The sequence below is a fragment of the Methylobacterium sp. OAE515 genome, assembly GCF_041806315.1.
In the GTDB taxonomy this organism is placed as follows: Bacteria; Pseudomonadota; Alphaproteobacteria; order Rhizobiales; family Beijerinckiaceae; genus Methylobacterium; species Methylobacterium tardum.
The window spans coordinates 2,232,867-2,252,956 of the sequence record NZ_JBGMUV010000001.1 but is presented as its reverse complement, the minus strand read 5'-3'; the positions used below and the strand labels follow the sequence as shown (position 1 = coordinate 2,252,956).

The following is a 20,090-nucleotide window of genomic DNA, read 5'->3' as shown; positions in this document are numbered from 1 at the left end:
GGCTTGCTCCGTCCCGGATACAGGCCGGCGCTGAAACCTTGCGCGTTTCAGACTGGTACAGAGTCCGATCAAGACGGGACGTGGCGCGGCAAATGTTTCACGATCGGCTTCCGGAAACGTTCCAGGCCCTGCCCGAGACGGCGGAGCACCGCCGCAACGCGTGGTCGGCGGTGCTTCCCCGTCGCGGTCGCGCCGTGGCGCGGATCGGCTTGTCATCGGCGCTGGCCTTCACCGACGTCCTGGCGATCCTGGCGGTCACACTCTGCATCGAATTCGGCTACCATGTCGCGTACGAGGACGGCCCGCTCTGGCTGGGCAGCCTACGCGGGCTAAGGCTTTCGGCGCTGCTGAGCCTGGTCATCGTCGCCACGACTGCACTGCGCTCCGAATACAATCTCGACAACGTGATCGCGCGAAAGGCGAATCTTCAGCTCGTGGCGTCGCTGTGGCTGGTGGCCTGGGCGGCTCTGCTCGTGGTCAGCTTCATGACCAAGACGACCAACGACTACTCGCGGATCGTGTCGATCGGGATCTTCCTGCTCGGGCTCCCCACGTTGATGGCGACGCGGGACCTGATGACACGCGTGGTGCGCAGGCGTCTGACGGCCGGATCGACTTCCGTCAGCCGCGTCCATCTGGTCGGGTACGAGGACGACATCACCCGCTTCTACGCCGCCAACGAGTCCGAGAGTCTCGGCCTGCGGATCGTCGGCACGAGCTACCTCCGCCGGGTCGATCCGGGCGCCGACACAGCGACCCGCCATGATCAGTTGCAGGAAGACCTCGACCTCGCCGTCTCGGTCGTCCGCTTCCTGCGGCCGGACGATGTGTTCGTGCTCGTGCCCTGGGCCGACACCGCGGAGGTCGAGCGCTGCATCGACGCATTCCTGCGGGTTCCCTCCGCCCTGCATCTGCGCCCCGGCACGGTGCTCGACCGGTTCCCGGATCTGCAGGTCGCGCGGGTCGGCGGCGTCGCGGGGATCAACATCGGCCGTCGCCCGCTCAATCTGGGCGAGGTGTTGCTGAAGCGCGCGTTTGATCTCACGGTATCTGCGATCGCGCTGGTCTCGCTGTCTCCGTTGCTGGTCGCGATCGCCGTGGCGATCAAGCTCGACAGCCGGGGGCCGGTCTTCTTCCGTCAGAAGCGGTACGGGTTCAATCAGCAGCCGTTCGGTGTGTTCAAGTTCCGATCGATGCGGGCTGAGCCGGACGCGGCGTTCCGTCAGGCGACCCGCAACGACAGCCGCATCACCCGCGTCGGCGCGTTCCTGCGGCGGACCAACCTCGACGAGCTACCCCAGCTGATCAACGTCCTGCGGGGCGAGATGTCGTTGGTCGGCCCCCGGCCCCACGCGCTCGCCCACGATCGCAGCTTCGAGCGGCGGATCGCGCTCTACGCCCGTCGCCACAACGTTCGGCCCGGGATCACTGGCTGGGCGCAGGTCAACGGCTTCCGCGGCGAGACGCTCACCGACCTCGACATGGAGCGGCGTGTCGCCTGCGACCTCCACTATATCGACAATTGGTCGATCTGGTTCGACATCCAGATCATGGTCCAGACCATCGTGTCCCGCCGCGCCTATCGGAACGCGTTCTGACGGGCTGCTGAGACCGCGCCGCGCGCTTGGCATCGCACGACCCGCGCGGCGTTGTCGCGGCGATGGCGCCGGGATCCGTCGGCGTCAGGACGCATGCTTCCCCTGGCTGCAGGCGTCGCAATCGCCTTCGACCTCGAGGATGCTGTGCGTGGGCGTGAAACCGGCCCGCTTCAGCGTGCGCCCGAGGCCACCCTCGACTTCCTCCGACGAGGTCTCGTCGACGCCGCCGCAGGTGCGGCAGATCAGGAAGATGACCCCCTCCCCCGGCGCATGGCCATGCGCGCAGGGGATGAAGGCGTTGCGGCTGGCGATCCGATGGACCAGCCCCTGCTCCATGAGAAAATCGAGCGCGCGATAGACCGAGACGGGTGCCACGCGCCTGCCCGGTGCGCTGAGGCGCTCGGCGATGTCGTACGCGCCCTGCGCCTTGCCGGATTCGGCCACGGCCTCCAGCACGTCGCGGCGCAACGGCGTGAATTGCAGCCCGCGCTCGCGACAGAGGGCTTCCGCCCGCGCGAGCATGTCACCCGCGCCGGCATGGCACGCGTCGTGACCCTCGTGACGGTGCATGATGGCTCCAGTGGACTAATCCGCAGGTTGTCCCGCGGGTTTGTTACAGTGTATCACCGCCACCCTGGACCGCACCAGTAGCCCTGCACGGTCCCCGCGCCGGCCCGAGCGCGCGACGAGGACGCCTTGCCGATCACTCCCAGCCCGAGACACGCGGCCCGGCGATCCCTGTTTCAGAGCGGGTTCGGGCTGCGCCTGGCGCTTGCCGGAGCTCTCTCGGCCTTCGTGTGGCTGACGATCGCCTGGGCGCTCACGGCATGAGTGTTTCGCGGCAGCAGCCGGCCCCGATCCGGCTTGTCGGCCTGACCCTCGGCTACGACCGGCATCCGGCGGTCCACCATCTCGATGGGACGGTCCGGGCCGGGGATCTGCTCGCGCTGGTCGGGCCGAACGGGGCCGGCAAATCGACCCTGCTGAAGGGCATGGCCGGGGAAATCCGCTGTCTGGAAGGGCGTATCGAGCGCGCGGGCGCCCTCGCCTACATGCCGCAGGCGGACGAGATCGACCGGAGCTTTCCGCTCAGCGTCATGGACCTTGCCGGCATGGGGCTCTGGCGACGGTCCGGCGCCTGGCGGAGCCTCCGCCGGAATAGCCGGGCGATCGAGGCGGCCCTCTCGGCGGTCGGTCTCGAAGGGTTCGAGGCGCGGCCGATCGGCACGCTTTCCGGTGGCCAGTTCCGACGCGCCCTGTTCGCCCGGCTCATCCTGCAGGATTGTCCCGTGGTGCTCCTCGACGAGCCGTTCACAGGCATCGATGCCCGGACGGTGGACGATCTTCTCGCGCTGATCGCGGCCTGGCACGCCGAGGGCCGTACGGTAATTGCCGCCCTCCACGACCTCGCACAGGTGCGGGCGCATTTCCCGTCCACGTTGCTCCTCGCGCGGGAGCCGGTGGCCTGGGGGCCGACCGCACGGGTGCTGACGCACGAGAACCTGGCACGGGCGCGCAATCTCTCCGAGGCCTGGGACGAGGGCGCGCCGATCTGCGCCGGCCGGCAAGCCGCAGGCGCGCACGACCATGCGCACGCGCATGACCACGCTGCGCATGGCCCAGGCGCACACGGTCATCACGAGGACGCAGCGTGATCGATCCGTTCGGAACATTCCTGGCGCCGTTCGTCGAGTTCGGCTTCATGCGCCGGGCGCTGGCCGGCTGCCTGGCGCTGTCGGTGTCGGCGCCGCCGGTCGGGGTGTTCCTGACCCTGCGCCGGATGAGCCTGATGAGCGACGCGATGAGCCACGCCATCCTGCCGGGCGCGGCAGCCGGCTTCCTGGTCGCCGGCCTGTCGCTGCCGGCCATGACCCTCGGCGGCCTTGTCGCCGGCCTTGCGGTGGCGCTGCTTGCCGGCGCCGTGACCCGCGCCACGGTGGTGCGCGAGGATGCCAATCTGGCAGCCTTCTACCTCATCTCGCTGGCGGCCGGCGTGCTGCTGGTCTCCCTGCGCGGTTCGCAGATCGACCTGATGCACTTCCTCTTCGGCTCGGTCCTGGCGCTGGATGATGCCGCGTTATGGCTCCTCGGCGGCATCAGCACGCTCACCCTCCTGGCGCTCGCGCTGATCTACCGGCCGCTGGTCATGGAATGCGTCGACCCGCTGTTCCTGCGCACGGTGAGCCGCAGCGGCGGCCCGGTGCATCTCGCCTTCCTGGCTCTGGTGGTCGTGAACCTCGTCGGCGGCTTCCAGGCGCTGGGCACCCTACTGGCGGTCGGGCTGATGCTGCTTCCTGCGGTCGCCGCGCGGTTCTGGGCCCGCGACCTCGGCGGTCTCATTCCGGTCTCGATGCTGATCGCCGCGACGGCGAGCATCTCGGGGCTCAGCCTGTCCTATCACTTCGATTTGCCGAGCGGTCCGGCCATCGTGCTGGCGGCCGGGGCGCTGTATGTCGCCTCGATGATGGTCGGGCCCCGCGGCGGCCTGCTTCGCCGCCTCGTCCGGACGCGCCACCTCGAAGCCTGATCAGGGCCGGTCCTTCAGGGACGCCAGCCCCTCACGGTAGGTCGGGTGGGCGAGCGTCACACCAAGCTCATCGCGGATCAGCGCGTTCCGGACACGCTTGTTCTCGCCGTAGAAGCTGCGCGCCATCGGCGACAGGTCGGCGGTCTCGAAATCGATCTCGGGCGGCAGCGGCAATCCGGTAAGGGCGGCGGCGTGCTCGGTGACCGTCTGCGGCGCGGCCGGCTCGTCGTCGGTGACGTTGTAGATCGCTCCGGCGCGCGGCCGGTCGATGGAGGCGAGCAGCGTCGTGGCGATGTCGTCCACGTGGATCCGGTTGAAGACCTGACCGGCCTTGACGATGCGCTGGGAGCGGCCCTCCCGCAGCTTGACGATCGGGTTGCGGCCCGGCCCGTAGATGCCCGACAGCCGGAAGACCTGCACGGCCTTGCCGGTCTCGGCGCCGAGCTTGAGCCACGCCGCCTCCGCATCCAGGCGGATCCGCGACCGGGCACTGCGCGGCGCGGCCGGCGTGGTCTCGTCGATCCAGGCCCCGCCCTGGTCGCCGTAGACCCCGATGGTCGAGAGATAGCCGATCCAGCCGATCCGGCTGGCCCGGACCGCCGCCTCGTAGCGGGCGAGGACCGGGTCGCCCTCCTCGCCCGGCGGTGCCGATACCAGGAGCGCGTCGGTGTCGGCGAGGTCGTCGGCGATCCGGGGGTCGTCAGCTTCCGGGCCGAAGGCGCGCATGGTGAAGCCGGTCTCCGCCGCGATGCGGTCGGCGGACGCCATCTCGGTGACCGTGGCGCGCACGATCGCGAACCGGTCGCGCGCGCGCTCGGCGAAACGGCGGCCGGTGAAGCCGAGCCCGAAGACGAAGAGATTCATGCGGCGGATGTCTCGCCCACCCCCACTCCCGTCAAGCCGGAAGCCCGCCACTCGTCGCGGACATGCACGTCGGTCTCTCCGACGCCGAACCTACGATAGAGGGATTCGACCGCCTCTTGCCCGAGAAGCCGGCCGCATGCCCAGACCGCCATGCCGCGCACCAGCGGCGACGCATCCGCGAGCCGGGCCATGGCCGTCTCGGCCAGATCCGGATCGCCGGAATTGCCGATCGCGATCATCACGTTGCGCAGGAAGCGGTCGCGGCCCGTGCGTTTCACGGGCGTGCCGGCGAAGAACCTGCGGAACGCCGCATCGTCCAGAGCCGCGAGATCTTTCAGGGCGGGCGCCGCCAGATCCGCCCGGGCGGCTAGCCGGTTCTCCGCGGCCGTGCGAGCGAACTTGTTCCAGGGGCAGACCGCGAGGCAGTCGTCGCAGCCGAACACGCGATTGCCGATCGCGGGCCGGAACGCCTCGGGGATCGGGCCGGGATGCTCGATGGTCAGGTAGGAGATGCAGCGCCGGGCATCGAGGCGGTAGGGCGCCGGGAACGCATCGGTCGGGCAGATGTCGAGGCAGGCCCGGCAGGAGCCGCAATGATCGCGCCCGGGCGGGTCGGGCTCGAATTCTGCGCTGGTATAGATCGCTCCGAGGAGCAGCCAGTTGCCGTGCTCGCGGGAGATCAGCACCGTGTGCTTGCCCTGCCAGCCGAGCCCGGCGGCCTCGGCCAGGGTCTTCTCCATCACCGGGGCGGTGTCGCAGAACACCTTCACCCGCACGTCGCCCTTCGCCGATAGGTAGCCGCCGAGTTCCTTGAGCCGGCCCTTCAAAACCTCGTGATAATCCCGGCGTTGCGCATAAGCCGCGACCGCGCCGCGGTCGGTCCTCGCCGTCAGCGCCAGCGGATCGTCGTCCGGCCGATAGCTCATCGCCAGAACCAGGATGCTGCGCAGGCCAGGCCACAGGCCGGTCGGCCGGGCGCGCTGATCCGCCCGCTCCGCCATCCAGTCCATGGTGCCGTGCGCGCCCTCCGCGAGCCACGTCGAGAGGCGGCTCGGCAGATCCGGGAGACGGTCCGGACGGGTGACGCGCAGGCCGCAGAAGCCGAGCGCCCGGGCCCGGGTCTCGACGAGGCGGCGCAGATCGGCGCCGAAATAGGTCCGTCGGTGGCTCAGAAATCCAGATCCGCGTAATGGGCGGCCGGCGCCATGCCGGGCACCCGGTCGGCGAGCAGGCCGCGGAACGAGGGCCGCGACTTGATCCGCGCATACCAGTTTCGCGCCATCTCGTCCTCGTCCCAGGGCACGTCGCCGAGATAGTCGACGCACGAGAGATGGGCAGCCGCGGCGAGATCGGCATAGGTCAGGTTGTCGCCGGCGATCCAGCGGCGGCGCGCGATCAGGTAGCCGATGTACTTGAGGTGGTAGCGCACGTTGCTGCGCGCGGCGCGAATCGCGTTCATGTCCGGCGGGCCGCCGCCCTCGTGGGCCGACATGAAGCGCTTCGAGATCTTCTCGTTCACGAGATAGGCCGTCACCTCGGAATCGAACTTGACCAGGAACCAGTCGAGCAGGCGCCGCACCTCGACGCGCTCGACGGTATCCTCCGGCAGCATCCGCCGCCCCGACAGACCGAGACCGCGGGTCTCGTCGAGATACTCCGCGATGACGCCGGCACCGGGGATGACCAGACCGGTCTGCTCCAGCAGCACGGGCGTCACGCCCGCCGGATTGATCAGCAGGAAATCGTCGCGCCGCTCCCAGGGCCGTTCCTCGAACAGCGTCGGCTCCATGCCCATCTCGGCGAGCACGAGACGGATGAACCGGGAATTCGCGCAGAAGGGGAAGTGGTAGAGGGTCGCCATCGAGGCCGTGCGGGACGTTCGGTCTGCCAGCGCGGCCGGTCCCGCGCTCGTCGAGGGCCCTGAAACGCAGATCTTCGGCGCGCAGGACTTCGGACCGAGCGTTATTGCCCGACCGTTGCCGAGCCCTTAACACGCGCAGCCGGCTCCGGTAACCGCCCGTCAACCCTGATCGGCGAAGCCACCGGCACAACTATTCAGGTGGTTCGCGGCGTGCCCGGCACGGGTCGACGCGTGCCCGCGGCACAAGGCTTCGCGATGGATCCGGCAAGCATCGGCAAGGCAGTCCTGCTCGCCCTGGTTGAGGGCGCGACCGAGTTCATCCCGGTCTCCTCCACCGGCCACCAGTTGCTCGTCGGCCACTTCATCGGCTTCCACTCGCCCAACAACACCTTCGAGGTGCTGATCCAGCTCGGCGCGATCCTGGCCATCCTGGCGGTCTATTTCCGCCGCCTGCTGGGCATCGCCACCGCCCTTCCCAACGATCCGAAGGCGCGCCGCTTCGTTCTCGGCATCCTGGTGGCCTTCCTGCCGGCGGCGATCATCGGCGGCATCTTCTCGAAGATGATCAAGGCGTACCTGTTCAACCCGTGGATCGTCTGCGCGACCCTGGTGGCGGGTGGCTTGGTGCTGCTCGTCATCGACGACACCGATCTGCGGGTGAAGAAGACCGACGTCTACGATTTCTCGCTGCCGATGGACCTGAAGATCGGCATCTTCCAGTGCCTTGCGATGATCCCCGGCGTGTCGCGTTCGGGCGCCACGATCGTGGGCGCGATGCTGATGGGCGCCGACAAGCGCTCGGCCACCGAGTTCTCCTTCTACCTGGCGATGCCGACCATGGCGGGTGCCTTCGCCAAGGATCTGCTCGACAACTACAAATACCTGTCGAGCAACGATGTCGGCCTGATCGTGATCGGCTTCATCGTGTCGTTCATCTCGGCGCTGTTCGTGGTGCGCGTGCTGCTCGACTACGTGTCCCGGCACGGCTTCTGGCTGTTCGCATGGTGGCGGATCATCGTCGGCGCACTCGGCTTCGCGGGGCTGATCATCTTCGGCTGACCCGCAGGCCTTCGCGGCGGCGCTCGATCAAAATTCGGTCACCCGCGGCTTGAGGTTTCCTAAACCTTCGGGCGATTGCCTCCGGCGGAACGGCATGCGAGGCAATCCCATGAAAGCGGCGCAGCAGACGCCGCGCCCTGGGACGCTCCGATGGAAGACACACCGCTCGCCGACCTCTTCGAGCCCGCCGACCGGGCGCGCTGGCTCGGCCTCGTCGAGGGTGTCCTGAAGGGCGCCGATTTCGAGAAGCGGCTCGTGTCCCGGACGGCAGACGGCCTGCGGATCGAGCCGCTCTACGGTCCGGCCGAGCCGGCAGCTCAGCCGGTCCGCGAGCCCGGCCCGTGGCGGATCGCGCAGCGCGTCGATCATCCGGACATCGCCGCCGCCAACGCGCTGGCGATGACCGACCTCGAGGGCGGGGCCGACGCCCTCGTCCTGGCCTTCGCGAGTGCGCCCGCCGCCCGGGGCTACGGCCTGACCGCCGCGACCGTCGAGGCCCTCGACGCGGTCCTCAAGGGCGTGATGCTGCCGCTGATCGCCTTGCGCGTCGATGCCGGCGGCCAGGGGCTCGAAGTTGCTCGCCTCGTGAAGGCCCTGGCGGAGCGTCGGGGCGAGGATCTCGCCACCTACGATCTCGATCTTGGCATCGACCCGGTCGGCGTCCTGGCCGCCACCGGCAGTCTCGGCGCCGTCTGGAGCGAGATCGCGCCGCGCCTCGCCGAGACCGTCGCGGAGCTGGGCGCCGCGGGTTTCCGCGGGCGGGCCTTCCTGGCCGACGGACGGCCCTACCACGAGGCCGGAGCCGGAGAAGCGGCCGAGCTCGGCGCCGTGCTGGCGACCGCCGTCGCCTACTTGCGCGCGCAGGAAGCCGCCGGCCACGACCTCGACAGCGCCCGCGACCGCATTGCGGTGCTGCTGGCGGCCGATGCCGACGAGTTCGTCACGGTCGCGAAGTTCCGCGCCGTGCGGCGCCTCTGGGCACGGGTCGAGCAGGCCTGCGGCCTCGATCCGAAGCCGCTCCGGGTCCACGCCGAGACCGCATGGCGGATGATGACGAAGCGCGATCCGTTCGTGAACATCCTGCGCACCGGCATGGCTGCGGCGGCGGCCGGGATGGGCGGGGCCGACAGCGTGGCGGTCTTGCCCTACACGCAGGCTCTGGGCCTGCCCGATGCCTTCGCCCGGCGTGTGGGCCGCAACAGTCAGATCGTCCTGATCGAGGAATCACACCTCGCGCGGGTCAGCGATCCGGCGGCGGGCGCCGGCGGCTTCGAGGCGCTCACCGCCCAGATCGCCGAGGCCGGCTGGGCGGCGTTCCAGACGATCGAGGCCGAGGGCGGGATCGTCGCCTCGCTGAGCGTCGGCAAGCTGCAACGGCGGATCGAGCTCACCCGGGAGGCACGGTCAAAGGCGGTCGCGACCCGGCGTGAGGCGCTGACAGGAGCCAGCGAGTTTCCGAACCTCGCCGAGAAGCCCGTCACCGTGCTCGACGTGGCGCCGGTCAGCGCGCCGCGGGGATCGAATTTCGGATCGGGCGCGGCGGTCGCCTGCGACGCCCTGCCCTCCCAGCGCCTCGCCGAACCTTACGAGGCATTGCGCGACGCCTCCGACGCCTTTCTCGCCAAGACCGGGCGCCGGCCGGCGGTCTTCCTCGCCAACCTCGGCGCGGTGGCCGCCTTCAACGCCCGGGCGACCTTCGCGGCCAACGCCTTCGCGGCGGGCGGCATCGAAGCCCTGTCGAACGACGGATTCACGGACGCGGACGCGCTCGCGGCCGCCTTCCGGGAGTCCGGGGCCGTGCTCGCCTGCATCTGCTCCACCGACGCGATCTACGCGGAGCGCGCCGTCGCGGCCACTGAGGCGCTGGCCCGGGCCGGTGCCGGCACGGTGTACCTCGCCGGCAAGCCCGCGGATCTCACCGAGCCGCTGAAGCAGGCGGGCGTTGACGCCTTCCTGCATGCCGGCTGCGACCTCCTCGCCCTGCTGAATGCGGCGCTGCGCACAGCGATGCGCGCGCCGACCCAGCAGCCGGCGACCTGACCCGTCACCGGATCGCGTGATCCCCCCGGACCGGAGCCGCATGACGCGCCTGATTGCCGCCGCCCTGCTCGTCGCCTGTACGGTTCCCGCCGCGGCCGCGTCGCGCAGGCCGCTGGTTCCGGACCGGTTCGACGGCACGTGGAGCGTCGAGATCATCACCGAGGCGGGCACGTGCGACCGGGCCTACCGCTACCCGATCCGAATCGAGCACGGCCGGGCCCGCTTCATCGGCGCCGCCTTCACGGTTCAGGGGAGCGTCGCCGGAAACGGCGCTGTCCGGGGCTCGATCTCGAACGGTATGGCCACGGCCGTCGTCAACGGACGCCTCGGCGCGAACGGGTTCGGCGCCGGGACCTGGGTCGCCTCCGGATCCCTCGAATGCCGGGGCCGCTGGAATGCCGAACGCCGGGGCTGAGCTCCGGTCGGAAGCCGTCGCAAAACGGTCTGGATCTTGCCCGGAATCGGGCACGCCGAAAGACCGATCAGCCCCGTTCCCGACGCAATCATGAGGGAATGCTGAACGTGGTTCGGATACCCGACGAGGCCGCCCGCATGAAGTCTTCGATCCTCGCCTCCCTCACCGTCCTCGCTCTCGTCTCCACGGCGCAGGCGCGCCCGCACCGGCAGCCCGCGGCTCCGGCGGTGAACGCGGCGGAGGCCGAGAAGGTGCTGGCGCCGCTGCGGCAGGCCGCCACCGAGTGCTTCGCCGATACGGTGCTATCGAACCCGAAGGCGACCGCTGAGGCGCGGGCGGGCCACTGGTACGAGGCCGTCGGCATCACGGGCTTCCTCTGCCGTCCCGAAGTCGCCGCGATGATCAAGGCCCATGATCGGCTCTACGGTGCGAAGACCGGGGAGCGTTACTTCAAGGGCGCCTACGCCAAGCATCTCGATCAGCAGCTCGCCGAGCGGCTCCAGCCGATGCTGGCCCACAAGGCCGTGGCCAGTGCCGAGCCGCCCGCCGAGAAGGCGGCCGCCGAGGACGCCGCGGCCGGCAACTGACGCGGGAACGGCCTCTTCGGGTACCGTCTTCGCCAGCGAGGAGGCGGCTGTGGCCTACGAGCTTCATTATTGGCCGATGATCCAGGGGCGCGGCGAGTTCGTCCGCCTCGCCCTGGAAGACGCCGGGGTCGACTACGTCGATGTCGCCCGGCAGGACGACGAGGCCGGCGGCATCGAACCGATGCTCGGTCGCCTTTCCGATCCGGCGAACGCGCGGCCGCCGTTCGCACCGCCGTTCCTGCGCGACGGGGACGTGGTCGTGGCTCAGACGGCCGCGATCCTGCTCTATCTCGGCCCGCGTCTCGGCCTCGTCGGCGCGTCGGAGCGCGACCGGATCTGGACGCACCAGCTTCAGCTCACCATCGCAGACGCCGTGGACGAGGCGCACGATACCCACCATCCGCTCGGGGTCGGCCTATACTACGCCGAGCAGAAGCCCGAAGCCCTGCGCCGGGCCAGGGGCTTCCGCGAAGAACGCATTCCCAAGTTCCTCCGCTATTTCGAGCGCGTGCTTGAGGCCAATAATGGCGGCGGGCTGGTCGGCTCCGATCTGTCCTACGCGGATCTGTCGCTGTTCCAGCTCGTCGAGGGACTGCGCTACGCCTTCCCGAAGTCGGCGGGCGCGGCCTTGCGCGACACACCCCAGGTCGTGCGCCTCCACGAGGCCGTGGCGCAACGACCGCGGATCGCCGCCTATCTCGCCAGCGAGAGGCGGATCCCGTTCAACGAGGACGGCATCTTTCGCCGCTATCCCGAACTGGACGTCTGAGGAGGCGGCTCCTCACCGGGGCGGATGGGCGACGAGGATGCCGGCGAGGATCAGGGCCACGATCCCCAGCGTCAGCGACAGAAGTCGCCAGAACAGCAGCGGATCCCGCTCCAGCAACGATGTCCGTCTCCCGTCCAAGAAGGCCGGGTTGGGATACCTGAGATCCTGGATGAACTCCGAGAGGGCCTGATAGCGCCGGGCCGGATTCGGATGAACGGCCTTCCGCAGAGCGCCATCGACCCAGACCGGCAGCAGCGGGCGCGTCGTCAGGGCCGAGACGTAGCGGAGCCGGCGCTGCGCCGCCGGCGTACGCGCCCGGGGCACCGCATCGCCGTAGGGAAGCCGGCCGGTCAGCATCTGGTAGGCCATGACGCCGACCGCGAACACGTCGGACCCGGCCGTTGACGGCACGCCCAGGAAGCATTCCGGCGCCGTGTACTGCACCGTGCCGAGGATCTCGGCCGGGTCGATCCGCGGATCGCCCTCGACGACGCCGGCAACCTTCGTGGCACCGAAGTCGATGACCTGAACGGTCCCCGAGGCGTCGATCAGGACGTTGTCGGGCCGCAGGTCCTGATGGACCATCTCCCGCCGGTGAAAGGCCTGGACGCCCTTCGCGAGCTGCTCGACGAGGCTCCGCACGGCTTCGAGCTCGGGCGCGGCGTGATCGCGCATCCACTGCGTCAGGGTCTGACCCTCGACGTAGCGCATCACCGTGTAGAGGTGACTGCGGCGCCGGTTCTGCGGATGGGCCTGGAGGACGTGCGGATTGTCGATCCGGCGGGCGATCCACTCCTCCATGACGAACCGTTTGCGCTGGGCGGGATCATCGCGCAGGTCCAGCGACAGGACCTTGAGGGCGACACGTGCCCCGGTCTCCAGATCCGTCGCGAGGTAGACGCGGCTCCGGGGACCGGAATGGAGCGTGCGCAGGAGGCGGTAGCCGTCGAACTCGGCAGGCGGGTCGAGCAGGGGCGCCGGGTCGAGACCCTGAACATCCTCGAGGAGATCGACGGCTTCACCCGCCGGCACCGAATCGACCCGAACGATCTGGATCGTCAGGTTGTCCGTGCTGCCGGCGGCGAGAGCCGCCTCGACGATGGCCCTAGCGGCCGCATCGAGGTTCTCCGCCGACGCGATCGCCGAGACCATATCGCGCGGCGTGACATGCTCGTGCACGCCGTCCGTGGTGAGCACGAAGGTGTCGCCCACGTCGATGCTGAGCGTGTGGTAATCGATTTCGACCCGGCCGTTCACGCCCAGAGCGCGACCGAGATAGGATTCCGCCGCGGAGACGATGACGCGGTGGTCCTCGGTGAGCTGCTCGAGGGATCGTCCCGCCAGACGCCAGATCCGGGCATCGCCGGCGTGGAAGAGATGCGCGGTGCGCGACTTCAGGATCAGGACATCGAAGGTCGTGACGTAGCCACGGTCGGCATCGTTCGGATCGAGGCCGCGCCGGGTCTGGGCGTGGAGCCAGGAATTGGCCGCCGCGATCACCTTCTGCGCCGAGTTTTTCACCGACCACGTATCGGGGGTCGCATAGTAGTCGCTGAGGAAACTCTTGATCGCGGTCTCGCTGGCCGCAGCCCCCGCCGCGCTGCTGCTGATCCCGTCGGCCAGCGCCACGGCGATGCCTTTCAGGCCGAGCTCCGGCTGCTGCGGCACGAGGGCGCCGTGGAAATCCTGATTGGCGTCCTTGTGGCCGGCGGTGCTGTGCTGGCCGATCGATACGGCCAGGTCCGAACCCGGATTGCTGGGGGCCGTACTCAAGCCGCGACCGCCGTGCCGTCGCCGCGGCCGCGATACGAGAGGGCCTCGGCCAGATGCAGCCGACGGACCTGCGTCTCGCCGTCGAGATCGGCGAGCGTCCGGGCGACACGCAACGTGCGATGGAAGCCGCGGGCGGAGAGCCGCATGCTCTCGGCCGCCTGCCGGATCAGCGCTGTCCCGTCGGCATCGGGGCCGGCGACCTCTTCGATCAGGTTCGCCGGGCAGGTGGCATTGGTGGTGGCGGGCGACAAACCCCGGCCGGCATAGCGGGCACTTTGCAGGGCGCGCGCCGCAGCAACCCGGGCGGCGGCCTCGGGCGACCCTTCCGCGGGCGGCGGCAGTATCAAGTCGGCCGCCGTAACTGCCGGGACCTCGATGCGCAGGTCGATCCGGTCGAGCAGCGGGCCCGAGATCCGCGCCTGATACTGCGCCATGCAGCGGTCGTTCGGGCCCCGCCGGCAGGCGTAGCCCGGCTCCAACCCCTGGCCGCAGCGGCACGGATTCATGGCCGCCACAAGCTGGAACCGGGCCGGATAGGTAACCCGGTGATTGGCGCGGGCGATCATCACCTCGCCGGTCTCCATGGGCTGACGCAGGCTGTCGAGGACCTGCGGGGCGAATTCGGGAAGCTCGTCCAGGAAAAGCACGCCGCCATGGGCGAGGGAGACCTCGCCCGGGCGCGCGCCGAGCCCGCCGCCGACCAGCGCGGCCATCGAGGCGGAATGGTGGGGCTGTCGAAACGGTCGGCGGTTCGAGAGCGCGCCGTCCTTCAATTCGCCCGCGACCGACTGGACCATGGAGATGTCGAGCAGCTCGCGGGGGCCGAGGGGCGGCAGGATCGAGGGCAGCCGGGCGGCGAGCATCGACTTGCCCGAGCCGGGCGGCCCGTTCATCAGCAGATTGTGGCCGCCCGCGGCGGCGATCTCGAGGGCGCGCTTGGCCCCCTCCTGTCCCTTGATGTCGATCAGGTCCGGCAAGGGTCCCGCGAGACCGGCCACCGAGGCCTCCGGGCGCGCCATGACCTGGCTGCCCTTGAAGTGATTGGCGAGCTGGATCAACGAGCGCGGGGCGAGCACGTCGAGGTCGCCGCCGGCCCAGGCCGCCTCCGGCCCGGTCGAAGCCGGGCAGATCAGGCCGAGGCCGCGCGCGCCCGCCGCGATGGCGGCCGGCAGCACGCCGTTCACCGCGGTGATGCTGCCGTCGAGGGCGAGCTCGCCCAGGACGCAGTAGCCGGCGAGAGCATCCGCCGGAATCGCGCCGATCGCCGCCATGACGCCCAGCGCGATCGGCAGGTCGTAATGCGAGCCCTCCTTGGGCAGATCCGCGGGGGCGAGATTGACGGTGATGCGCTTGGCCGGAAGCGCCAGCCCCGAGGCGATCAGAGCGCCGCGCACCCGCTCGCGGGACTCGGCCACCGCCTTGTCGGGCAGACCCACCACCGTGAACACCACCGAGCCCGGGATGATCTGGACCTGCACGTCGACCGCGCGCGCCTCGATGCCCTCGAAGGCGACGGTGGCGACGCGCGTGACCATAGGTGAAGAATCCTCGACGCCGCAGGCTTGGGCGTCCCAGATCTGCGGGAGAATTGTAGGGGACTCAAGAGGATCCACGGCGCGAGGGAACCCCTCTGCTGCATTCCTGTTCACAGCCGACAACTCGTGATGGATTGGAGACTGCCTTGCGCCTCGCCACGCCACTTCTCGCGCTGACCTTCGCTCTCGGCCTCGCAACCGCGGCCCAAGCCGATGAGAAGCTTCCGCCCGACCAGCAGGCCAAGGTCGAGGCCATGCTGAAGCAGGAAGGCTTCACCAAGTGGAAGGAGATCGAGCTGGACGACGGCATGATCGAGGTGGATGACGCGATCGACGCCAGCGGCAAGCAGTTCGACCTGAAGCTCGATCCCAAGACCCTGGCGATCGTGAAGCGCAAGGCCGAGTAGGCGGCGTAGAGGCAGCGCTTGCGTTCGGGGCGAGGCCCGGCCATATAGCCGGCGGGGGGTTGGCGAGGGACGTTTCACTCGCCAACCGGGTCAGGTCCGGAAGGAAGCAGCCCTAACGAGACCGAGCGGGTCTTCGTCCAGCCTCCCACCTCATTCCCTGCGCGCGGCAGCCCGATTCTGACACGGCATGGATGCTTCGACCGGCACGCCTGACGACGAGCCGGGCCTGCCCGGGTTTCCAGCGCCCGCAGCCGCGGCGACGCCCTACCGGGTGCTCGCGCGAAAATACCGCCCCACCAATTTCGGCGACCTGATCGGCCAGGATGCGATGGTCCGGACCCTGGCCAACGGGTTCGCGGCCAACCGCATTCCGCAGGCCTGGATGCTCACCGGCGTCCGCGGGGTCGGAAAGACCACGACGGCGCGCATTCTCGCCCGCGGCCTCAACTACGCCCGCGCCGGCCAGCCGGATACCGGCCCGACCGTGTCGATGCCGGAACTCGGCCTCCACTGCGCGGCGATCATGGAATCCCGGCACATGGACGTGCTGGAGATGGATGCCGCCTCGCATACCGGCATCGACGACGTCCGGGCGATCATCGACGGCATCCGCTACGGGCCGGTCTCGGCGCGCTACAAGGTCTACATCGTCGACGAGGTCCACATGCTCTCCGAGAAGGCGTTCAACGCCTTCCTGAAGACGCTCGAGGAGCCGCCGCCGCACGCCAAGTTCGTCTTCGCCACCACCGAGATCCGCAAGGTGCCGGTGACGATCCTGTCCCGCTGCCAGCGCTTCGACCTGCGCCGGGTCGAGGCGCCGACGCTGCACGCCCATCTCGCCAAGGTCTGCGCGGCCGAGGGCGTCTCCGTCGAGGACGAGGCCTTGGCCGCGATCGTGCGCGCCGCGGAGGGCTCGGTGCGCGACGCGCTCTCGCTGCTGGATCAGGCGATCGCCCACGGAGCCGGCACGATCACCGCGCAGAGCGTGCGCGACATGCTGGGCCTCGCCGATCGCGCCCGGATCCTCGACCTGTTCGAGGCTGTGATGCGCGGGTCGGTCCCGGCCGCCTTCGCGGAGTTGCGGGCGCAGTACGATTCCGGCGCCGACCCGTCGGTCGTCCTCTCGGATCTCGCCGCCTTCACCCATCTCGTCACCCGGCTGAAGGCCGTGCCGGAGACCGCGTCGGATCCGACGCTGAGCGAGACCGAGCGCGTCCGCGGCGCCGAGTTTGCCGAGAAGCTCTCGATCCGTGCGCTGTCGCGGGCGTGGCAGATCCTGCTCAAGGCCATCCCGGAGGTACAGGCCGCCCCGCGCCCGCTCGCGGCGGCCGAGATGGCGATCGTGCGCCTCGCCTACGCGGCAGACCTGCCCACGCCGGACGAGGCCCTGCGCCAGCTGAAGGCCGAGGCGGCCGCCGCACCACAGGACGATCCGCCTGCGCCGTCGGGACGTCCGCCTCTGCCACCGATCCCCGATCTGCGCGGCGGCGGCTCTGCGGCTCTCGCGGCTTCACCCCGAACCGAACTCGCGCAGCCCAATCCCGCGGCCGTGCCGATGGCGATGGCCGTCGCGGCCCCGCGGCCCGCAGCCGTGGCGCCGCCGACGCCGCGTCTTGGCCGTTTCGAGGATCTGATCGCGCTGGCCGATGCCAACCGGGACATCCTGCTCCGCACGGCGCTGGAGCGGGACATCCACCTCGTGCGATTCGAGGAGGGCCGCATCGAGTTCCGGCTCGCGTCCGGCGGGCGTCCGAGCCTCGCCACCGACCTCGCAGCCGCCATCGAGCGTTGGACCGGACGGCGCTGGGTCGTCGCCCTCTCGAAGGAGGAAGGCGCGCCGACACGCGATGCCGCGGCCCGTGCCGCCACCGAAACCCGCCGGGAGAACGCGGCCGCCGATCCGTTCGTGCGCGAAGTGCTCACCCGCTTCCCTGGGGCCGAGATCGTCGACGTGCGCGAGACTGCGCCCGAGGCTCTCCCCTCGGCCGAGCAGGAGATCCTCGGGGCGGGAGACGCCGCCCCGGTGGACGAGGTCGAGGACGACGAAGCCTGAGGCCTCGGCCCGTTCGCCCATGGCGGGCGGCGGCCGGCATCCCCAGATCACACCACGACAAGGTAACGGGAAGAGAGCCGCATGCGCGACCTGATGGGCATCATGAAGCAGGCCCAGGCCATGCAGGAGAAGATGGCCAACCTGCAAACCGAGATGGACGGGATCGAGGTCACCGGCGCCTCGGGCGGCGGCTCCGTTCGGGTCACGATGACCGCCAAGGGCCAGATGAAGGGCGTCAGCATCGACCCGTCCCTGATGGTGGCGGACGAGCGCGAGATCCTCGAGGATCTGATCGTCGCCGCCTGCAACGACGCCCGCGGCAAGGCGGAGGCGACCATGCAGGAGCGCATGGCCGAGCTGACCAAGGGCCTGCCGCTGCCGCCGGGCATGAAGCTGCCGTTCTAGGGCTTGTCGACGCGGAGGGGTCTCCAGCCTGCGGGCCGATCATCTCCGCGCCCCGTCATCCCGGGGCCGCGCAGCGGAGTCCGGGATCCAGACCCGCCGACCTGCCAGACACGCGCACCACCGGTGCGTCTGGATTCCGGGCTCGCCTGCGGCGCCCCGGGATGACGGGCCGTCTGGCCCGTGCGCGACCCCTTGGATCGGGCGATCACGGGCGGCCCGACGGGCCGCCCGATCTCATTGTCAGGCTGCGATCGCCTGCGCGGTCGGCCCGGCGGCGCGCACGTCGGCGTCGACATGGGCCTCGAACCGCTTGAAGTTGTCGTCGAACATTTTCACGAGGCGCGCCGCCGTCTCCACGAAGGCGCCCTTGTTGGCCCAGGTCTTCACCGGGGTCAGGATGTGCGGCTCGACGCCCGGAACCGAGACCGGCACCGCGAAGCCGAAATACGGGTCGCGGCGGAACTCGGCCTGTGCCAGCGAGCCGTCGAGGGCGGCGCTCAGCAGGCGGCGCGTCACGCGGATCGGCATGCGCCGGCCGGTGCCGACGCCGCCGCCGGTCCAGCCGGTGTTGACGAGCCAGCAATCGACGCTGTGCTTGGCGATCAGATCGCGCAGCAGGTTGCCGTAGGTGCTCGGATGCCGCGGCATGAACGGCGCGCCGAAACAGGTCGAGAAGGTCGCCTCGGGTCCGGTCAGGCCGCGCTCGGTGCCGGCCACCTTGGCGGTGTAGCCCGAGAGGAAGTGGTACATCGCCTCGGCGCCGGTGAGCTTGGCGATCGGCGGCATCACCCCGAAGGCGTCACAGGTGAGCATCACGATGTTCTTCGGATGCCCGGCCCGGCCCGTGGCGCTCGCGTTGGCGATGAAGTCCAACGGGTAGGCGCAGCGGGTGTTCTCGGTGAGCGACGCGTCGTCGAAGTCTGGCACGCGGGTGACCGGATCGATGATCACGTTCTCCATCACCGTGCCGAAGCGCTCGGTGGTGGCGTAGATCTCCGGCTCGGCGTTGCGCGAGAGGCGGATGGTCTTGGCGTAGCAGCCGCCCTCGAAGTTGAAGATGCCGGAATTCGACCAGCCGTGCTCGTCATCGCCGAGCAGCTGGCGGGAGCTGTCGTTCGACAGCGTCGTCTTCCCGGTGCCCGACAGGCCGAAGAAGATCGCCGAGCCGCCCTCGGCGTCCAGCGCCGCGTTGGCCGAGCAGTGCATCGGCATGACGCCCTGGCCGGGCAGGATGTAGTTCAGGTAGGTGAAGACCGACTTCTTCATCTCGCCCGCGTAGGCGGAGCCGCCGATCAGCACGAGCTTCTTCGAGAAATCGATGGCGATCACCGTCTTCGACCGGCAACCGTGCCGGGCGGGATCCGCCTGGAAGCTCGGCAGGTCGATGATCGTCATATCCGGCACGTAGGACGCGATCTCGGAGCGATCCGGCCGGATCAGCAGGTTGCGGATGAACAGCGAGTGCCACGCGAACTCGGTGAACACCCGCGCCTTCACCCGGTAGGTCGGATCGGCGCCGCCGTAGAGGTCCTGGGCGAACAGCTCCTTGCCCTCGGCATGCTTCAGAAAGTCGTGGCGCAGGGTCTCGAACTGCTCGGGCGTGATCGCGCCGTTGTTGTCCCACCAGATCTCGTTCTCGGTGCCGGCGTCGCGGACCACGAACTTGTCCTTGGGCGAGCGGCCGGTATGGCTGCCGGTGGTGGCGACGATCGCGCCGCCGCGGGCGAGTTGCGCCTCCTTGCGGGACAGCGCCTCCTCGTAGAGGCGCGGCGCCTCGAAGTTCCAGTGGACGGCCTTGAGGTCGCGGAAGCCGGCCGCCTCGGCGCCGTGGGCCGCGTTGTGATCACCGATGTTGGTCAAGATCGTATCTCCCGGGCCCCTGTTCGACCGTCGACGCGACTGAACCGGACGGGACCGCCGTCCGAATCCGACCGGGAGACGTCCGCGCGGTCGTACAGGTCCGCCGCGCGCAGGATCTCCGTTTCCCGGCTGCTTGCCGCCGCTGCAACGAGTAGGCGGCGAAGCTTCGCTGTCATTATGGGCTCCTCCAGGGGCCCGCAATGTGGACAAACAGGTTAGACCACAGTCGTGGACTCAGGAACCCAAGTCTGTAAGCCGTTTCGCACGTCGTGCAGCAGAACGGTACGGGCGGAGCGGCTCTGGAATACCCATATACCAGAGGTGCGTGCCTGAACCC

At 69.7% G+C, this 20,090-nt stretch carries 19 protein-coding genes and 1 other RNA gene; 13 read left to right on the top strand and 7 right to left on the bottom strand.

Annotation, left to right across the window (positions count from 1 at the left end):
* The first annotated feature begins 92 nt into the window (after positions 1 to 92).
* On the top strand, positions 93 to 1,598 hold the full coding sequence (locus ABIE45_RS11030) for an undecaprenyl-phosphate glucose phosphotransferase (protein ID WP_192706758.1): 1,506 nt from the start codon (positions 93 to 95) through the stop codon (positions 1,596 to 1,598).
* 84 nt (positions 1,599 to 1,682) lie between these two features.
* Here ABIE45_RS11030 and ABIE45_RS11025 read toward each other — a convergent pair whose 3' ends face one another.
* Positions 1,683 to 2,168 (bottom strand): transcriptional repressor, encoded by a 486-nt coding sequence (locus ABIE45_RS11025; protein WP_192706757.1) that lies wholly within the window; start codon positions 2,166 to 2,168, stop codon positions 1,683 to 1,685.
* 126 nt (positions 2,169 to 2,294) lie between these two features.
* On the opposite strand from ABIE45_RS11025, the gene ABIE45_RS11020 reads away from it, so the two are divergent.
* The 3 genes from ABIE45_RS11020 to ABIE45_RS11010 are packed head-to-tail and all read left to right on the top strand — an operon-like array spanning position 2,295 to position 4,125.
* Positions 2,295 to 2,429, top strand: coding sequence for a hypothetical protein (locus ABIE45_RS11020; RefSeq protein ID WP_373622295.1), 135 nt, complete (start codon positions 2,295 to 2,297; stop codon positions 2,427 to 2,429).
* A complete protein-coding gene (locus tag ABIE45_RS11015; RefSeq protein ID WP_192706756.1) occupies positions 2,426 to 3,253 on the top strand; it encodes an ABC transporter ATP-binding protein in 828 nt (275 codons plus the stop codon). The genes ABIE45_RS11020 and ABIE45_RS11015 overlap by 4 nt, the downstream gene beginning before the upstream one ends.
* Before the next feature lie 47 nt (positions 3,254 to 3,300).
* Positions 3,301 to 4,125 (top strand): metal ABC transporter permease, encoded by an 825-nt coding sequence (locus tag ABIE45_RS11010; RefSeq protein ID WP_192707352.1) that lies wholly within the window; start codon positions 3,301 to 3,303, stop codon positions 4,123 to 4,125.
* Here ABIE45_RS11010 and ABIE45_RS11005 read toward each other — a convergent pair whose 3' ends face one another.
* The 3 genes from ABIE45_RS11005 to ABIE45_RS10995 are packed head-to-tail and all read right to left on the bottom strand — an operon-like array spanning position 4,126 to position 6,850.
* Complete coding sequence (locus tag ABIE45_RS11005) at positions 4,126 to 4,989, bottom strand: SDR family oxidoreductase (protein ID WP_192706755.1); 864 nt, start codon at positions 4,987 to 4,989, stop codon at positions 4,126 to 4,128.
* Entirely contained in the window at positions 4,986 to 6,128 is a 1,143-nt protein-coding gene (gene queG, locus ABIE45_RS11000; RefSeq protein WP_192707351.1) for a tRNA epoxyqueuosine(34) reductase QueG, read from the bottom strand. The genes ABIE45_RS11005 and queG overlap by 4 nt, the downstream gene beginning before the upstream one ends.
* 29 nt (positions 6,129 to 6,157) lie before the next feature.
* Entirely contained in the window at positions 6,158 to 6,850 is a 693-nt protein-coding gene (locus ABIE45_RS10995) for a glutathione S-transferase family protein (RefSeq protein ID WP_192706754.1), read from the bottom strand.
* Positions 6,851 to 7,105: 255 nt separating this feature from the next.
* Here ABIE45_RS10995 and ABIE45_RS10990 point away from each other — a divergent pair, with 255 nt between their 5' ends.
* From ABIE45_RS10990 to ABIE45_RS10970, 5 genes are all read left to right on the top strand, one after another.
* On the top strand, positions 7,106 to 7,909 hold the full coding sequence (locus ABIE45_RS10990) for an undecaprenyl-diphosphate phosphatase (RefSeq protein ID WP_192706753.1): 804 nt from the start codon (positions 7,106 to 7,108) through the stop codon (positions 7,907 to 7,909).
* Between the two features lie 150 nt (positions 7,910 to 8,059).
* Positions 8,060 to 9,949, top strand: coding sequence for a methylmalonyl-CoA mutase subunit beta (locus ABIE45_RS10985; protein WP_192706752.1), 1,890 nt, complete (start codon positions 8,060 to 8,062; stop codon positions 9,947 to 9,949).
* A gap of 40 nt (positions 9,950 to 9,989) precedes the next feature.
* Complete coding sequence (locus ABIE45_RS10980; protein WP_192706751.1) at positions 9,990 to 10,364, top strand: hypothetical protein; 375 nt, start codon at positions 9,990 to 9,992, stop codon at positions 10,362 to 10,364.
* Between the two features lie 137 nt (positions 10,365 to 10,501).
* On the top strand, positions 10,502 to 10,951 hold the full coding sequence (locus tag ABIE45_RS10975; RefSeq protein ID WP_192706750.1) for a hypothetical protein: 450 nt from the start codon (positions 10,502 to 10,504) through the stop codon (positions 10,949 to 10,951).
* Positions 10,952 to 11,000: 49 nt separating this feature from the next.
* Positions 11,001 to 11,720 carry a glutathione S-transferase gene (locus tag ABIE45_RS10970; protein ID WP_192706749.1) on the top strand — a complete coding sequence of 240 codons (720 nt, stop codon included), beginning with the start codon at positions 11,001 to 11,003 and terminating at the stop codon, positions 11,718 to 11,720.
* Between the two features lie 12 nt (positions 11,721 to 11,732).
* Here the strand turns inward: ABIE45_RS10970 and ABIE45_RS10965 are convergent, their stop codons facing one another.
* Both ABIE45_RS10965 and ABIE45_RS10960 read right to left on the bottom strand, forming a co-directional pair.
* Entirely contained in the window at positions 11,733 to 13,493 is a 1,761-nt protein-coding gene (locus ABIE45_RS10965) for a bifunctional serine/threonine-protein phosphatase/kinase (RefSeq protein WP_209578317.1), read from the bottom strand.
* A complete protein-coding gene (locus ABIE45_RS10960; protein WP_192706748.1) occupies positions 13,490 to 15,028 on the bottom strand; it encodes a YifB family Mg chelatase-like AAA ATPase in 1,539 nt (512 codons plus the stop codon). The genes ABIE45_RS10965 and ABIE45_RS10960 overlap by 4 nt, the downstream gene beginning before the upstream one ends.
* A gap of 146 nt (positions 15,029 to 15,174) precedes the next feature.
* On the opposite strand from ABIE45_RS10960, the gene ABIE45_RS10955 reads away from it, so the two are divergent.
* The 4 genes from ABIE45_RS10955 (at position 15,175) to ABIE45_RS10940 (ending at position 17,893) form a co-directional block, all read left to right on the top strand.
* The gene (locus ABIE45_RS10955) at positions 15,175 to 15,435 is read left to right on the top strand and encodes a PepSY domain-containing protein (RefSeq protein WP_192706747.1); all 261 of its coding nucleotides are present in this window, start codon (positions 15,175 to 15,177) and stop codon (positions 15,433 to 15,435) included.
* A gap of 52 nt (positions 15,436 to 15,487) precedes the next feature.
* An RNA gene (gene ffs / locus ABIE45_RS10950) (signal recognition particle sRNA small type) lies at positions 15,488 to 15,586 on the top strand.
* Positions 15,587 to 15,622: 36 nt separating this feature from the next.
* Positions 15,623 to 17,488 carry a DNA polymerase III subunit gamma/tau gene (locus tag ABIE45_RS10945; RefSeq protein WP_192706746.1) on the top strand — a complete coding sequence of 622 codons (1,866 nt, stop codon included), beginning with the start codon at positions 15,623 to 15,625 and terminating at the stop codon, positions 17,486 to 17,488.
* 81 nt (positions 17,489 to 17,569) lie between these two features.
* Complete coding sequence (locus ABIE45_RS10940) at positions 17,570 to 17,893, top strand: YbaB/EbfC family nucleoid-associated protein (RefSeq protein WP_192706745.1); 324 nt, start codon at positions 17,570 to 17,572, stop codon at positions 17,891 to 17,893.
* Between the two features lie 240 nt (positions 17,894 to 18,133).
* Here ABIE45_RS10940 and ABIE45_RS10935 read toward each other — a convergent pair whose 3' ends face one another.
* Complete coding sequence (locus ABIE45_RS10935) at positions 18,134 to 19,753, bottom strand: phosphoenolpyruvate carboxykinase (RefSeq protein WP_192706744.1); 1,620 nt, start codon at positions 19,751 to 19,753, stop codon at positions 18,134 to 18,136.
* Between the last annotated feature and the right edge of the window lie 337 nt (positions 19,754 to 20,090).